Here is a 15750-nt window from a genome sequence, read left to right as displayed (position 1 = left end):
CCTGCCCCGCGCGACATAGACGCAATCCCGCCGTCGCCCTATCTGTTCTCCACACGCGATCAGGACGGAGAAAGCCCATGTCCCTCAGACCCACCTTGGAAACCCGCAAGGCCATGCCCACGATGGAAGGCGCCGGGGTGCACCTGCACCGCGCCTTCGGCTTCCAGGACCCAAGCGAGCTGGATCCGTTCTTGCTCTTCGATGATTTCCGCAACGAACGCCCCGAGGATTTCCTGCGCGGCTTTCCCTGGCATCCGCATCGCGGCATCGAAACCATCACCTATGTTCTGTCCGGCACGGTGGAGCATGGCGACAGCCTTGGCAACAAGGGCACGCTGGGCGCGGGCGACGTGCAGTGGATGACCGCCGGGTCCGGCATCCTGCACCAGGAGATGCCCAAGGGCAACGCGCAAGGCCAGATGCACGGCTTCCAGCTCTGGGCGAACCTGCCCTCGAGCCTGAAGATGACCGCGCCGCGCTACCAGGATGTCGAGGCCAAGGAGATCCCCGAGGTGATTGACGACGACGGCACCCGCGTGCGCGTCGTCGTCGGCGAATTCTGGGGCAGGCGCGGCCCCGTGGACGGCATCTCCGCCGATCCGCAATACCTGGATATCTCGGTGCCGGCGGGGGTGAAGAAGACCTTCAAGGTCGACACCTATCGCCGGGCCTTTGCCTATGTGTTCGAAGGCGCGGGCGCCTTTGCCGACGCCTCGAAACCCACCGGCGTGCTCTTGGAAAAGGAAGTGATGGGCGAAGAGGTGAACATCCGCGACATGAGCGGCAACCGCACGCTCATCCGCTTTGGCACCGGCGACGAGGTGACGGTACAGGCCGGCGAGGAAGGGGTGCGCTTCCTGCTGATTTCCGGCGCGCCGATCCAGGAGCCGGTGGCCTGGCACGGCCCGATCGTGATGAACACCCGCGAAGAGCTGCAACAGGCCTTCCGCGAGCTTCAGAACGGCACCTTCATCAAGCCCGCGCATTAACCGCGCGCACCCGAGGCGCAGGCCCGGACCGGACCGGGCCGCGTTGACACGAGCCAATGCGGCCCGGAAACCGTTTGACTACCCTGTTCGGCACATCACGGTTCAGGCAGGGGCGTCGACGTCGGGCGCTTTTGCGACCCGGGAGGACGCGCCACGTGCAGATCCAGCCTTTTGAAATTCCTTGTTGTTTTACTGGCTATTCTGGTCGGCTGCGTCACCGCCCCCATGGCCCGCGCCTCGGATGCCGAAGACCGGCAAAAGGCCGTGCTGATCACCGGGGCCACCTCGGGGATCGGGCTCAGGATGGCCGAAATCCTGTCGCAGAACGGCTTTTTCATCTATGCCGGTGCGCGCAAGCCCGAGGACATCGAGCGCCTGAACCGCATGGACAACGTGCGCGCGGTGCTGGACGAGGTCCTGGAGGCCGAGCGCGCGGCCCGGGCCGCGCCCCCGGCCCGGGGGATGAGCCTGCATGAAGCCGCGTTCAGCGGCGATCTGGAGGCGCTGCGCGCCGCGCTGGCGCAGGGCGCCGATCCCGACGCGCCCGATGCCACCGGCGCAACGCCGCTGATCGTGGCGACGACCTTCGACCATCCGGCTGCGGTCGAGGTGCTGCTCTCGGCGGGGGCCGCGATCGACAAGCCGAACGGCGACGGCTCGACCCCGTTGCACATGGCGGCGTTGCTTTGCCGTGAAGAGATTCTGCGCACGCTTCTGGCCAATGGCGCCGACAAGACATTGCGCACGAAGTCCGGGTCGACCGCGCACGACATCGTGACGGTGCCCTTCGACCAGATCAAACCGCTCTATGATTACCTGGGCGCGGCGCTCGAACCCTACGGTCTGACCCTCGACCAGGAGCGGATCAGGACGGAACGCCCGGTTATCGCCGGGATCCTCTCGGCGCCCTAAGGCCCGGCGCGGGGCATGTTCTGCGATGTTCCCGGTTGATGAGGCGGCGGGTGGGGCGTTAACTCCGCAGAGATGAAACCCAAGATTCTAAGCACCCTGCCCGGCTATACCCGCAGCGCCTTCCTGGCCGACGCGCTGGCCGGTGTCACCGTGGCGCTGGTCGCGCTGCCGCTAAGCCTGGCGATTGCCATCGCTTCGGGCGCCGACCCGGCGACCGGGTTCGTCACCGCCATTGTCGCGGGCTTCCTGATCTCGGCGCTGGGCGGCAGCCGGGTGCAGATCGGCGGACCCACCGGCGCCTTCATCGTCGTGGTCTATGGCGTCATTGCCGCGCATGGCATGGACGGGCTGATCCTGGCGACGCTGATGGCGGGCGTGATCCTGACCGTGGCGGGCTATCTGCGCGCCGGTCGGCTGATCGCGCTGGTGCCGGAGCCGGTGATCAACGGCTTTACCATCGGCATCGGCGTCATCATCGCGGCCAGCCAACTGAAAGACCTGATGGGGCTGCGCATGGCCATGGTGCCGGCCGAGTTCCTGGCCAAGCTCGAAGCGTTGTGGATGGCGCGTGGCACCCTGTCCTGGTCCAGCCTGATGATCGGGGGGCTGACCATGCTGCTGATCGTCGTGCTGCGCCGGGCCTTTCCGCGGTTTCCCGGCCTGATCGTGGCGATTGCGGCGACATCGGCGCTGGTGGCGGGACTGGGACTCGAGGTGGATACGATCCAGTCGCGCTTTGGCGATCTGCCGCGGCACCTGCCCGCCCCGGCCCTGCCCGAGATCAGCTATGCGCGGATGGTCGAACTCTTGCCCTCGGCCGTGGTGATCGCCTTCCTGGCCGGGGTGGAATCGCTTTTGTCGGCGATTGTCGCCGACCGGATGGTGGGCGGCGCGCACCGGCCCAACGCGGAACTGCGGGCGCAGGGGGTGGCCAATATCGCCTCGGCGCTCTTTGCCGGCCTACCGGCGACCGGGGCGATTGCCCGGACAGCGACCAACGTGCGCGCGGGCGGGCGCACGCCTGTCGCGGGGATCGTGCATGCGCTGACGCTTCTAATGATCCTGTGGCTGGCCGCCCCACTGGCCGGGAGGATCGCCATGCCCGCACTGGCCGGCCTGCTGATCCTGACCGCCTGGAACATGAGCGAACCGCATCGCTGGCGCGGCTACCTGAAGGAGCGGCGCTCGGACATTTTCCTGTTGGTCATCACCCTGGCGCTGACCGTGCTGGTCGACCTGACGGTGGCGGTGGGCACCGGCGTTGCGCTGGGCCTCGCGCTGCGGTTGCGGCGGCGCGGCGTGCCCGAGGGCGAGTGGACTCCGCGCGACCACTAGGATCAGGGCGCGGTCGTCGCGCCGGCGTCCCTGCCCGGCGCCGCGCCCTGCACGACAAACGCCCCGCGGACCGGTCATCGCTTGCCCGGAAAAGACGGTAAAGCGGCACGCCTCGCAGGACATATCTCGCCTTCCCGCATCGGCAAATCCTTCACTCCGGGACATTTTTTCCGGAACGGGCGGAAAGCATGGTATAGTTGAACCGGGGTCAAGCTGACCGAGCCAGCGGGGACATCAACTGTGGGCACGCCCGGAAACGACCGGATCTATGTACTAACCCGGGTCGTCGCCGGCGTAATCATTCCGTTCCTGGTGCTGGCATTTCTCATCCTCTACTTTTTCCCGGAAGAGTCGGGAGAGAGGTTTGCCTACCGCATCACGCCCCCCGCGATGGCCGCCTATATAGGGGCGGGGTATCTTGGCGGCGCCTACCTTTTCGCGCACGTCCTTGCCGGGAGACGTTGGCACCGCGTGGCACTTGGGTTTCCACCGGTGACCGCCTTTACGATCAGCATGCTGCTCGTGACCTATCTGCACTGGAACCGCTATTCCGTCGATGACTTGCCGTTCCAGTTATGGCTTGGGCTCTACGTCGTAACGCCGGTGCTTGTCCCGGCGATCTGGCTATACAACCGGGGCGCCGATCACCTCCGGCCCGAGCCCGGCGACGTCGAGGTCGCCCGTGCTTTCCGTATCGCCGTGCGCCTGTTCGGTCTGGCGATGGCGGCGATTGTCATCGTGGGGTTCACGCGACCCGACGCACTGATGGCGTTCTGGCCGTGGCGGCTCTCCGAACTCACGGCCCGCTTGTTGTCCGGTTGGGGCGCTTTGCTGGCCGTTGCCAACATATATATCTCGTTCGAAACGCGCTGGAGCGCCTGGCGCGTCGGTGTCGAGAGTATCGCGTTGTGGCATGCTCTTTTTCTCGTTTCGGCCTTCATGCACCCCGAGGACTTTAACGGGGGCAGGCTCGCGAACTGGTACGTGTTGAGCGTGATCGCCGTTCTCGTGCTGATGGCGATTGCCTATGTCGCGATGGAGACGCGGCGGCGCCGCAACCTGAAGCGACCGGCCTGATCCAGCGGGCATCGAACGGCAACGCCAGGCATCGGCCCCGGCCCTTGGCGCTCACGCGGAAACCGCCTTGCGCACCATGTCCCAGTAAAGCGTTTCGACCTCGTCCAGCGACAGCCGCCCGCGCGGGCGGTACCAGGTGTTCACGCCCGTCAGCATGGCGATCACCGCGTAGGTTGCGATGCGCGGATCGGGGACGGCAAACACACCGGCGGCGACGCCGTCGCGCAGGATGGTTTCCAGCTCATCCTCGTAAGCGTGGCGCAGCCCTTCGATCTCGGCGAAATTCTCCGGCGTCAGGTTGCGCAGTTCCATGTAGGCGATGAACACCTCGTCGGGGCGCTCGATATGAAAGCGGATGTGGAACCGGGTGAAGTTCTCCAGCCGGGTCATCGGATCGGTGGCGTTGGCCGCCTCTGCTTGGCGCGCGGCCAGAAGATCGTCCATGTGGCCGCGCATCAGCTCGTAAAGCAGGGACTGCTTGTCGGGCGTGTAGTTGTAGAGCGCGCCGGCCTGCAGCCCGACCTCGGCCGCGATCTGGCGCATCGAGACCGCGGCAAAGCCATGCCGGGCAAAGAGTTTCAGCGCCGCCGCGCGGATGCGCGGGCCGGTGATATCGGAATGCGAGCCTTGGGTGCGTGCCATGGGCAAAGATTAACTGAACAATCGTTCAAATCAAACCCCGCGCTTGCGCATGCGCGCGCGCTGCGGCAGGAAGGACGCATGAGAGGCGTTGCGATCATCATCGTGCTGGCGACCCTGGCCGGCTGCTCGGAGTTTCCGGAGCTGGACGACGCTGTATCGCCCGAGATGGATCAGGCCGACTATCCCGCGCTTGTCCCGGTCGAGCCGCTGATCGCGGCCGCGCAGGGCGCACAGATCACCGAAGAGACCGGCGCGTCGGTCCTGGGGCGGGTTGCGGCCCTGAAGGCCAAGGCGGCCGGGCTGAGCGGTACGATCGTCGATGAAGCGTCGCGCAAGCGGATGCAGATCGGCGTGCCGCCGATCGACGAGAGCTGAACCCCCTTCGCCCGCCTGCCCCGTTTTGGCGCGTTGCATGTGTCCGCGCCCCGCGATACATGGCCTAGACACAGTATCAATGACCTTCTGGAGGCCCCGATGAGTGAATCCCTGCGCCTTGGTATTGCCGGACTGGGCACTGTCGGCACCGGTGTGATCAAGATTGTCCGCCAGAAGGCCAACCTGCTGGCCGCACGCGCCGGGCGCCCGGTGGTGATCACCGCCGTTTCGGCCCGCACCCGCGACAAGGATCGCGGCGTGAGGCTGAACGACTATGCCTGGGAGGACGATCCGGTCAAGCTCGCCACGCGCGACGATGTCGATGTGTTCGTCGAGCTGATGGGCGGCAGCGACGGGCCGGCCAAGGCCGCGACCGAGGCCGCGATCGCCGCCGGCAAGGACGTGGTCACCGCCAACAAGGCGATGCTGGCCCATCACGGTCAGGCGCTGGCCGAAGCCGCCGAGGCCAAGGGCCGCGTGATCCGCTTCGAGGCCGCCGTCGCCGGGGGCATCCCGGTGATCAAGGCGCTGACCGAGGGGCTGGCCGGCAACGAGGTCACCCGGGTGATGGGCGTGATGAACGGCACCTGCAACTATATCCTGACACGGATGCAATCGGCCGACCTGACCTATGACGCGGCCTTTGCCGAGGCCGATGCGCTGGGCTATCTCGAAGCCGATCCCGAGCTGGACGTGGGCGGCATCGACGCGGGCCACAAGCTGGCGCTCCTGTCGGCGATCGCCTTTGGCTGCCAGGTGAATTTCGACGGGGTCGAACTGGAAGGCATCGGCGCGATCACCATCGAGGACATCCATGCCGCCGCCGACATGGGATACCGCATCAAGCTCCTGGGCGTGGCGCAGATGGGCGCGCGCGGGCTGGAGCAGCGGATGAGCCCCTGCCTCGTGCCCGACAATTCGCCCCTGGGCCAGCTGGAAGGCGGCACCAACATGGTGGTGATCGAGGGCGATCACGTTGGCCAGATCGTGCTGCGCGGCGCCGGCGCGGGCGAAGGCCCGACGGCCAGTGCCGTGCTGGGCGACGTGATGGACATCGCCCGCGGCATCCGGCCGGCCACCTTTGGCCGCCCGGCGGTGGAACTGGCTGCGGCCAAACCGGCCAAAGGCGCCACCCCCGCGCCCTATTACCTGCGCATGACGCTGGCCGACAAACCCGGCGCGCTGGCCAAGATCGCCACCGTCCTGGGCGAGGCCGGCATTTCCATCGACCGGATGCGGCAATACGGGCACGAGGACACATCGGCGCCGGTGCTGATAGTCACTCACAAGACCCCGCGCCGCGCGGTCGAGGAGGCGCTGGCGGCGATGGCGAAGCTCGACGTGCTTCTGGGCACGCCGGTGGCGCTGAGAATCGAAACCGTCTGAGGCGGGCCCGGCGGCGGCGCCCGCCGACGCGGTTCTCCGCTGGCAAACCCGCTTGCCCCGCGCGCTGCCCGCGTCTACCTAGGACGGCGACGTTTTTTTTTCCAGGGAGTGCCGGATGTCCGTGACCGATTTCGACGACCAGATGCTTTCACTGGGCCTGGCCCGCGTGTCCGAGGCGGCGGCGCTGGCCTCGGCCCGGCTGATCGGGGGCGGCGATGAAAAGGCCGCCGACCAGGCCGCGGTGAACGCGATGCGCGAGGCGCTGAACGCGCTGCCCATCCGTGGCACGGTGGTGATCGGCGAGGGCGAGCGCGACGAGGCGCCGATGCTTTACATCGGCGAGGAAGTCGGTGGCGGCGCGGGACCGCAGGTGGATATCGCGCTGGATCCGCTGGAAGGCACGACCCTGACCGCAAAGGACATGCCCAACGCGCTGACCGTGATCGCCATGGCGCCGCGCGGCACGCTTCTGCATGCGCCCGATGTCTACATGGAAAAGCTGGCGATCGGGCCGGGCTATGCGCAGGATGTGGTCAGCCTGGAGATGCCGCCGGCCGAGCGGGTGAAGGCGCTGGCGCGCGCCAAGGGCGTGAAAATGGCCGAGATCACCGTCTGCGTGCTGGAACGCCCGCGCCACCAGGCGATGATCGACGAGCTGCGCGGCACCGGCTGCGCCATCCGCCTGATCACCGATGGCGACGTGGCGGGTGTGATCCATTGCGCCGAGACCGAGGCGACCGGCATCGATATCTACATGGGCTCGGGCGGGGCGCCCGAGGGGGTGCTGGCGGCCAGTGCGCTGAAATGCATGGGCGGACAGATGTGGGGGCAGCTGCTGTTTCGCAACGATGACGAGCGCGGCCGCGCCGAGAAGGCCGGGATTTCGGACCTGAACCGGGTTTATGCCCGCGACGAACTGGTGACGGCGGACGTGATCTTTGCCGCCACGGGGGTGACCGACGGGTCGATCGTGACCGGCGTGAAGCGGCGGCCCGCGCATCTGGAAACCGAGACGATCCTGATGCGTTCGAAGAGCGGGTCGGTCCGGCGGATGCAGTACCGCGTCCCGGCGTAAGGTTGATCGAGCGGCGGGATTGAGGGGCCAACCCCTCAAACTCCCCGGGATATTTGGGGCAAGATGAAAAGGCGGATCGGGTGAGTTTTCTGGGCGTTGAGGCATCGATTACCGGCCGCGCGTGGCTGGGCCCCGGGATCGAGACCGACCGGGCGGCCGAGGCGCTGGTGCAGGCCACCGCGCTGCCGCGTGCCGTGGCGCAGGTGCTGGCACGGCGCGGCGTGGATGCGGCCGGCGCCGCAGGCTTCCTGGCGCCACAGCTGCGCGAGCTTTTGCCCGACCCGCGCAGCCTGAAGGACATGGAAGCGGCCGCGGCGCGGTTCCTGGCGGCCGTCGAGGGCCGCGAGCGGATCGCGGTTTTCGCCGATTACGATGTCGATGGCGGCAGTTCCGCCGCGCTGCTGATCGACTGGCTGGACCAGGCGGGACTGCGCCCGACGCTCTATGTGCCCGACCGCATCGACGAAGGCTATGGCCCCAACGCGCCCGCGATGGCGGCGCTGGCCGAAGCGCATGAGCTGATCATCTGCGTCGACTGCGGCACGCTGAGCCATGACGCGATCGCGGCGGCACAGGGTGCGGATGTCGTGGTGCTGGACCATCACCTGGGCGGTGAGACCCTGCCGGACGCGCTGGCGGTGGTGAACCCCAACCGGCAGGACGAGTCAGGCGACCTGGCGCATCTCTGCGCGGCGGCGGTGGTGTTCCTGATGCTGGTCGAGGCCAACCGGCAATGGCGCGAGGGCAAGGGCCGCGCGGGGCCGGACCTGATGGCGATGCTGGACCTGGTGGCCCTGGCCACGGTGGCCGACGTGGCGCCGCTGGTGGGGGTGAACCGCGCCTTCGTGTTACAGGGGCTGAAGGTGATGGCGCGGCGCAAGCGCCCCGGCCTTGTGGCGCTGGCCGACGTAGCGCGGATGGACACCGCGCCCGCCGCCTATCACCTGGGGTTCCTGCTGGGGCCGCGGGTGAATGCCGGCGGGCGGATCGGCAAGGCGGACCTGGGCGCGCGGCTGCTGGCGACCCGCGATCCCGCCGAGGCGCAGGCCCTGGCCGAGCGGCTGGACCAGCTGAACACCGAGCGCCGCGAGATCGAGGAGGCGGTGCGCGCCGCCGCGATGGAGCAGGCCGAGGCGCGCGGCCTGGATGCGCCGCTGGTCTGGGCGGCGGGCGAAGGCTGGCATCCCGGTGTAGTGGGCATCGTCGCCAGCCGCCTCAAGGAGGCCACGAACCGCCCCGCGGTGGTGATCGGGCTGGACGGCGACGAGGGCAAGGGCTCGGGCCGGTCGGTTTCGGGGATCGACCTGGGCGCGGCGGTGCAGCGGCTGGCCTCGGAGGGGTTGCTGCTGAAAGGCGGCGGGCACAGGATGGCCGCGGGCCTGACCGTGGCGCGCGATGCGCTGGAGGCGGCGATGGCGCGGCTTTCGGAGCTTCTGGCGAAACAGGGCGCCGACCGGCTGGGCCCCAGGGATTTGACGCTGGACGGGGTTCTGATGCCCGGCGCGGCAACCGTCGAGATGGTCGAACAGCTGGAAACGGCCGGGCCGTTCGGCGCCGGCGCGCCCGCACCGCGGTTCGCCTTTCCCGATGTCGCGATCAGCTTTGCCAGGCGGGTGGGCGATAGCCACCTGAAAGTGAGCTTTGGCGACGGTCTTGGCTCGCGGCTCGATGCCATCGCCTTTGGCGCGTTCGACGGACCGCTGGGCCCGGCGTTGGAGAGCCATGGCGGGGCGCGATTCCACCTGGCCGGACGGCTGGAACTCAACCATTGGCGCGGGCGGGTCAGCGTGCAGTTGCGGCTGGAGGATGCCGCGCGTTCCACCGCATGAGCCCGCAAAAGCGGCCCCTGCATTTTTTCTCGCCGAAGTGAACTTTCCGCTTGCACGGACCCGCGCCTTTTCCTAGATAACGCCTCACGCTTCGGCATGGCCCGTTCGTCTATCGGTTAGGACGCCAGGTTTTCAACCTGGAAAGAGGGGTTCGATTCCCCTACGGGCTGCCACTTATTTTAGCTAAAACTTTGAATTTTTTAGGGAAAACGGGGATTTTCAAAAACATATCCCCCAACACATCCCCCATCAAAGCAAAGCCCGCCCCGGAACAAGCTAGAATCTAGCAGGGTCGCTCCCCTCATTCTTCGCCCATAGAATCTGCTAGTTTGCGCACCTCGCGTCCGAGGGCGTTCACCAGTTCACGCAGTGCGACAGCCTCATGGCTTCGCGCACCATGCTTCCAGTTCGGGTGCGCTGGCCCAGATTGAGCGCCACCACCCGCGCCGTGCATTCGGCATACTTTCCAACCGCGAACGGCGGGGGCGCGGCAGGGCTTCCCTGTGCGCTTGGACTTCGCCCGGCATCTAGGTGCACTGTGCATCGCAAGCTTCTTGGCCATGATGGTTTTTTTTCACTCGCACGGGAACGCTTCTCGATATGCTTCCCAAACAAGATAACGTGCCGGCTCATGGCGCGATGCTGGGTTTTCACTGAGATACTTCACAACCACATCGCGGAGTTGCTGGTTGGATGCGTCTGACGGTACACAATGATGAAATACGCTATTGGCAAAGGCGTTAAATTCGCTTGTCTCCATGGTGGCACCAACCCCTTGCGCAAAAAGTAATCCGCCCCAGAATTGCCCTTCTATGTGACCAACCAAGTATCCCAAACAAAACCCAAGCAACGCTGGGTCTTCGGAAGTGCATGCTTCATAGAGGCCATTCCCGGGAACACTCTGAGCTGAGGTGGGTTGCGGTGTGATTAGGAGGTTCAACAAAGACGCTAAAAGGATGGATCGCATAATTACCCCGTTCAATTGCCTGTTGACGACGTAGCATACAGTGCATGAGGTCAGTGTCACTTTTCTTGCTTCCCCCTCCCCCCGTGATGAACGTTCCCGACAATGGCCTGCCCGCCATCCTCCACGTTCACATGCTGGACCGTGACAGTCTGGTTGCCACCGTTGCGATACTTTCGCAGGGCCTCGACCTGCGAAGTATAGGTGCGTGCCAGCTTGTTGGAGCCGGTGTAGTGGGCCTGCACCTGCGGGATCGTCTCCGCGTTCGCGAGCCAGCGGGCAGAACGCACCATCGCGACATGGGTCGAGGCCATCTGGACGGCCAGCATCCGTTCCACCGCATCCCGGGGTTCCAAATCCCGCACAATAGACAGCATGAATTGCCGCTCATCATTGCCGGGGCAGTCATCACTGGCCTCTTTTCTCCCCAGCACCTTGAGGCAATGTGTCATCAGGGCTTCGGCCTGTTTATCGTCAGGCGTATTGAAGATTTCCTGCAGGGCTTCCTCACGGCTCATCTCAACGCGCTGCCCGGTTTCCGGGGTGCCTTTCACGGCTACGCATGACGAGGTCTTCGCTTGTGCCGGCGTCTTGCTCATGGCCTCAAGTCCTTGCTGGGAGTCGCTTCGAATTATCTATTTGGAGACCCGTGCGCCGAGGTTCAAACGTGGTAATATAATACCGCATCGTACCCGCGTCAGCAACTCCCCCAGCTCTTTCAAACAAGCAAGTTATAGGCGGGTCACTGCCTTGCAGTCTTAGTCCGAGCGCATATAGTCGGATCGGGTTGTGTTTTGCGTTCGCGCTTTTCTGTTTCTTAAGACTGGAGAGCGCCGATTACGAAGCCTTTAGGATCATCACGAATGGCAGAACGTGTTTACAGGCAGCGTTTGCCCGATGGTACGCTTTATCAACTGCGCGACGTCATGCAGTCCCGTGCAGTGGGCAGCCTTCACAAGTCTTATCAATTCACCAAAACTTCCTTGGAAGTTGCAAGCCGATGGGACGCAGGTATCTACGCGATCTGTGTAGGGGAGGAGGTTCTGTATGTGGGCCAATCCCGAAATGCATACTATCGGGTTTTCGAGAGTGTCCGCGAACGACTGGAAAATCCGCAAGCAATCGCAATACGGTTTTGGCCTTGTGATCCAACCGAGTTGGACGAGCGTGAACATGAGGCGATCAGCTACTTCAAGCCAGTTCTGAACAAGGCGAAGACGACTGAGGCGAGAACAATTAGGCATACATGGAGTAAGCCACAGAGGATTGAGCTGCAAATTCGAGAGCAGGGCATCCTATGTCTCGGCACTATCGAGACCTGAATAAGCTTTGGATCGAGGGTGAATACCTTCCGATGATCACAGATCTAGAAGCTTTGCGCTCGGGAAAGTTGCGACGGACTCGCCTGTTGCCCTAGTTGGCGTTAGCGGGCAAAGCCTCTCCAAACGAGATCACTTCAAGCAGAATCGAACCGCTGCTCTGGCCGAGTGGCGCGGTCTCTGCGCGGCATGAGGGGCAGTGCTACTATCCCTGCAGAGACGAGTTCGAATTCGTCTGACAGCACCCGTCTGACAGCATCAATCCAACATCACTGTTCGATAGACTTTCTCGTCGACAATTGATGACCCGGTGGCGCTGTCGATTTGGCGCTTGATTGAAGCCCGCCTGTCGTTGAGGCGGTAGACTGACCGCGCGGCTGCGACGAAACGTTCGCCAAACTCGGCATCCGCTTCCAATTGGCGCAATTCGTCTTCCAAGTCCCAAAGCGCGACGTTCACCTCGTCGAGTTCGCTGCGCAAGTTATCCAAAGGCGGCAACCTGTCTCGGGCAATCGAGTCGAGGGCATCGAATTGTTGTCGGATGTTGGCATATTGCAAACGGTCGCGGACGCGTTTGAGTTTGATGGTGAGGATGGATAGCTTGTCGATGAGCTCTCCGGCCGACACAGGAACCATCAACTTCACGGGCAATCTCCATTGCGCCAGCGTGCTACCGCTGCGGTCAGGCGATCACGCAAATCGTTGAAGACAGCTTCCCAACAAAAAGGTGTTTCCTGACGAAACAGCGTCATCGACGGATACCAAGGCGTCCATTCACCTGATTTGCCATAGAGCCAGAAGGGTTCCCAGTGCAAAATATTCCAGACGGTTTTTCCCATCGAACCAGCAAGATGAGCAGTTAAGGTGTCGATTGTGATGACCAAATCCATCTCGTTAATAGTTGCAGCACAGTCCGCGATGTCACGATCATCACTAGCGGCGTCCAACATCACCGACGCGGTGCCATCCTCGAAGTAGGCACCCAGGGCTTCGCCTTTGTACAGCGAGAATAATTGCACATCGGCCACATCTGCGAGCGAGGCAAAAAATTCATGCGGTACCGATCTCTGCGGATTGCGGTCAAATCCCGGTGCCCCATGCCAAGTGCAACCTACGCGAAAACGTTGACGGTGTGGAGCGGCGATAGCGGCCGCGCGGGAAATAGAGTCCTTGGGAAGGGCCAATTTCGCCGGATGCGGGATCTCGGATCTGAAATGAAAATAGTCGACCGGTATGTCCAGCAAGCTTGTCCAGAAATCGTAGTGGGTTCCCTTGCATAGCTTGGTTATGACAGCATCAGCTCCCAGAACGTGCTGCAAAACGCGCAAGAGCGGCTTGCGCACGATCAAGTGCACCGAGGCGCCAAGTTCTTTGAGATATGGGATAAAGCGGGCAAAACAAATCGTATCGCCAAGCCCTTGCTCGAACAAGACTAGTATAGTCCTGCCCTCCAGCGATTGTCCCGTCCAGCGTGGTACATCGATATCCGGCAGCTTGGTGAGCCCTGCCTCGCGCCTTGCAAGGTAGTGAAAAAAACCTGTTTCATAGTCGCCAATAGTGAGGTTCAAGATCCCGTATTCCAAGCGGATTTCCGGGGCTGCTCCGTCCTGATCGATAGCCTCTGAAAGCAAGGCTTTGGCTTCTTCTGGCCGGCCGCTGTTGTGCAAACTCCTCGACAGCAAAGCTAGATGTCTTGCTTCGTGCGGATGAGCCGAGACGAGGTGCCGGCGCAGTTCGACCGCTTCGAGATGCTGGCCAACATCGTCGAGCGAATTTGCCAGATTGTTGGCAATTGCGTCACTGTCGCCTTTTAGGGCCCTAGCGCGTCTTTGAGCCCTCAATGCAGCTTCGAACACGTGGTGCTGCCGATAGATTGCACCAAGATTTGTCCAGATCTCAGCGTCATCGGGTGTGTAAATCAGGGCACGGCAATAGAGGTTGCGCGCGGAATCTAGGTCACCTTCATGATGCTTGTTGATCGCAGCAATTTTGAGGTCTTGGGGACTGTCTTCGATGGTCACCATTGGAAGAGGCATTTGCGTTTCCTCGTTTACTCAAGAATGAACGACTTCTTGCCAGCCGGCAATACCACCGGGTAGCCTTACAAGAAGTTCACAGTATCTGTTCGTTTCCAAGATATCTTTTTGGGTTAGGGGATCATCCATGGCGATCATCATTGGCGATGGCTTTGACGAAACGCTCGAAGGTACGGCCGCAGATGATGAAATCTACGGCCTTGCCGGCAATGACCAATTGTATGGCTATGATGGAGTTGACACGCTTTATGGTGGCGCCGATGGCGACGAAATCTTCGGTGGTAACGGCAATGACTTGATCGTACAAACCAATGACGGATCGCTAAACCTTATCGACGGAGGTGCCGACGATGATACGCTGGATCTTAGTGGCTCATCCGCCGGCTGGATCATCGACATGGGCAGTGGTTCAGCGACATCCGGCACCACCCAATTGCAGATCACGAACGTCGAGATACTGATCGGTTCCAACTTTGATGACAGCATCGTGGCTAGAAGTGATACCATTCGCATTGATGCGGGCGATGGGAACGACACGCTCGTCGGGGCTGACAACGGCGGCTACATTTCTCTCTATGGGGGCGCGGGCGATGACACGTTGTATCTCAGCAATGGAGACGATCTTCTGTTTGGCGGCTCGGGTAGCAACACGTTCCTGTTCACCGATGCTGCTGGCACCTATGTCAACGATTTCATCTTCGGCACCGGCAGTGCCGACGACACGATGGTGTTCGAAGCCCAGGCCAATGGCGACAGTTTCGACCTGAATGGGATCGAGATCGGCGGGGTCGAAGGGCTGACCTTTGCCGCGGTCGGCAGCAATATGGACGTGACGGTTGAGCTTGACGCAGACGAACTGACACTCACTGGTACGGAACTCGCGAACGATGTGCTGGTGACCGGAAACGATGCGGCAGGCTCCACCGAGACAATTCTCATCGACCTTGCCGCGACGTCCGGCACGGAGGATGAGATTGATCTATCGGGCTGGCAGTTCGCCGACTGGGGCGGTCAGGGTGAGACGGTGCAGATTGTCGGCAGCAGTCGCAATGAGACGATCACCGGCACCAGCCAGAATGATATTATTGAAGGAGGTGATGGCGCCGACATCATCTACGGCGGCGACGGCAACGATAGGCTGTCCTATTCAGGTTTGACCGGCGCTAGCCTCTACGGTGGCGCGGGCGATGACACCCTGATCGGCAGCGGAACGTCTTCCCAGGATCTTCTGTTTGGCGGCTCGGGTAGCAACACGTTCCTGTTCACCGATGCTGCTGGCACCTATGTCAACGATTTCATCTTCGGCACCGGCAGTGCCGACGACACGATGGTGTTCGAAGCCCAGGCCAATGGCGACAGTTTCGACCTGAATGGGATCGAGATCGGCGGGGTCGAAGGGCTGACCTTTGCCGCGGTCGGCAGCAATATGGACGTGACGGTTGAGCTTGACGCAGACGAACTGACACTCACTGGTACGGAACTCGCGAACGATGTGCTGGTGACCGGAAACGATGCGGCAGGCTCCACCGAGACAATTCTCATCGACCTTGCCGCGACGTCCGGCACGGAGGATGAGATTGATCTATCGGGCTGGCAGTTCGCCGACTGGGGCGGTCAGGGTGAGACGGTGCAGATTGTCGGCAGCAGTCGCAATGAGACGATCACCGGCACCAGCCAGAATGATATTATTGAAGGAGGTGATGGCGCCGACATCATCTACGGCGGCGACGGCAACGATAGGCTGTCCTATTCAGGTTTGACCGGCGCTAGCCTCTACGGTGGCGCGGGCGATGACACCCTGATCGGCAGCG

Annotated in this window: 15 protein-coding genes and 1 tRNA gene; 11 read left to right on the top strand and 5 right to left on the bottom strand. The window is 63.0% G+C overall.

Translation table 11 applies throughout. From position 1 onward, the window contains the following. Positions 1–77: 77 nt before the first annotated feature. The 4 genes from E0501_RS19480 to E0501_RS19465 all read left to right on the top strand — a co-directional run bounded on the left by E0501_RS19480 (position 78) and on the right by E0501_RS19465 (position 4313). A complete protein-coding gene (locus E0501_RS19480; RefSeq protein WP_137703089.1) occupies positions 78–989 on the top strand; it encodes a pirin family protein in 912 nt (303 codons plus the stop codon). A gap of 225 nt (positions 990–1214) precedes the next feature. Further along, positions 1215–1901: an ankyrin repeat domain-containing protein gene (locus E0501_RS19475; RefSeq protein ID WP_137703088.1), complete on the top strand. Its 687-nt coding sequence runs from the start codon at positions 1215–1217 to the stop codon at positions 1899–1901. A 72-nt stretch (positions 1902–1973) separates the two neighbouring features. Continuing rightward, entirely contained in the window at positions 1974–3236 is a 1263-nt protein-coding gene (locus tag E0501_RS19470; protein WP_137703087.1) for a SulP family inorganic anion transporter, read from the top strand. A gap of 240 nt (positions 3237–3476) precedes the next feature. Then, positions 3477–4313, top strand: coding sequence for a hypothetical protein (locus E0501_RS19465; protein WP_137703086.1), 837 nt, complete (start codon positions 3477–3479; stop codon positions 4311–4313). A 51-nt stretch (positions 4314–4364) separates the two neighbouring features. Here the strand turns inward: E0501_RS19465 and E0501_RS19460 are convergent, their stop codons facing one another. Next, positions 4365–4955: a TetR/AcrR family transcriptional regulator gene (locus E0501_RS19460; RefSeq protein ID WP_137703085.1), complete on the bottom strand. Its 591-nt coding sequence runs from the start codon at positions 4953–4955 to the stop codon at positions 4365–4367. Positions 4956–5033: 78 nt separating this feature from the next. On the opposite strand from E0501_RS19460, the gene E0501_RS19455 reads away from it, so the two are divergent. The 5 genes from E0501_RS19455 (at position 5034) to E0501_RS19435 (ending at position 9793) form a co-directional block, all read left to right on the top strand. Next, the gene (locus tag E0501_RS19455; RefSeq protein ID WP_137703084.1) at positions 5034–5330 is read left to right on the top strand and encodes a hypothetical protein; all 297 of its coding nucleotides are present in this window, start codon (positions 5034–5036) and stop codon (positions 5328–5330) included. 99 nt (positions 5331–5429) lie between these two features. Continuing rightward, a complete protein-coding gene (locus E0501_RS19450) occupies positions 5430–6716 on the top strand; it encodes a homoserine dehydrogenase (protein WP_137703083.1) in 1287 nt (428 codons plus the stop codon). Positions 6717–6831: 115 nt separating this feature from the next. After that, complete coding sequence (gene glpX / locus E0501_RS19445; RefSeq protein WP_137703082.1) at positions 6832–7791, top strand: class II fructose-bisphosphatase; 960 nt, start codon at positions 6832–6834, stop codon at positions 7789–7791. Between the two features lie 80 nt (positions 7792–7871). Beyond that, entirely contained in the window at positions 7872–9620 is a 1749-nt protein-coding gene (recJ, locus tag E0501_RS19440) for a single-stranded-DNA-specific exonuclease RecJ (RefSeq protein ID WP_137703081.1), read from the top strand. Positions 9621–9718: 98 nt separating this feature from the next. Beyond that, positions 9719–9793: transfer RNA gene (locus E0501_RS19435), tRNA-Glu, on the top strand. A gap of 401 nt (positions 9794–10194) precedes the next feature. On the opposite strand, the gene E0501_RS21845 is transcribed toward E0501_RS19435, so the two are convergent. Both E0501_RS21845 and E0501_RS19425 read right to left on the bottom strand, forming a co-directional pair. Continuing rightward, positions 10195–10587: a Rap1a/Tai family immunity protein gene (locus tag E0501_RS21845; protein ID WP_161594667.1), complete on the bottom strand. Its 393-nt coding sequence runs from the start codon at positions 10585–10587 to the stop codon at positions 10195–10197. Positions 10588–10643: 56 nt separating this feature from the next. Next, positions 10644–11183 carry a hypothetical protein gene (locus E0501_RS19425; protein WP_137703079.1) on the bottom strand — a complete coding sequence of 180 codons (540 nt, stop codon included), beginning with the start codon at positions 11181–11183 and terminating at the stop codon, positions 10644–10646. A 264-nt stretch (positions 11184–11447) separates the two neighbouring features. Here E0501_RS19425 and E0501_RS19420 point away from each other — a divergent pair, with 264 nt between their 5' ends. Continuing rightward, positions 11448–11906: a GIY-YIG nuclease family protein gene (locus E0501_RS19420; RefSeq protein WP_137703078.1), complete on the top strand. Its 459-nt coding sequence runs from the start codon at positions 11448–11450 to the stop codon at positions 11904–11906. Positions 11907–12161: 255 nt separating this feature from the next. On the opposite strand, the gene E0501_RS19415 is transcribed toward E0501_RS19420, so the two are convergent. Next, positions 12162–12539, bottom strand: a complete 378-nt coding sequence (locus tag E0501_RS19415; protein ID WP_137703207.1) for a DUF6165 family protein — start codon at positions 12537–12539, stop codon at positions 12162–12164. A 5-nt stretch (positions 12540–12544) separates the two neighbouring features. Next, the gene (locus E0501_RS19410; RefSeq protein ID WP_161594666.1) at positions 12545–13927 is read right to left on the bottom strand and encodes a tetratricopeptide repeat protein; all 1383 of its coding nucleotides are present in this window, start codon (positions 13925–13927) and stop codon (positions 12545–12547) included. A 139-nt stretch (positions 13928–14066) separates the two neighbouring features. Here E0501_RS19410 and E0501_RS19405 point away from each other — a divergent pair. Then, positions 14067–15750 (top strand): calcium-binding protein (locus E0501_RS19405; protein ID WP_137703076.1); only part of this gene is annotated, 1684 nt, incomplete at its 3' end.

The sequence above is a fragment of the Marimonas lutisalis genome (assembly GCF_005434965.1).
In the GTDB taxonomy this organism is placed as follows: Bacteria; Pseudomonadota; Alphaproteobacteria; order Rhodobacterales; family Rhodobacteraceae; genus Marimonas_A; species Marimonas_A lutisalis.
The sequence above is the reverse complement of the archived record's forward strand: the minus strand, read 5'-3'. Positions and strand labels throughout refer to the sequence as shown.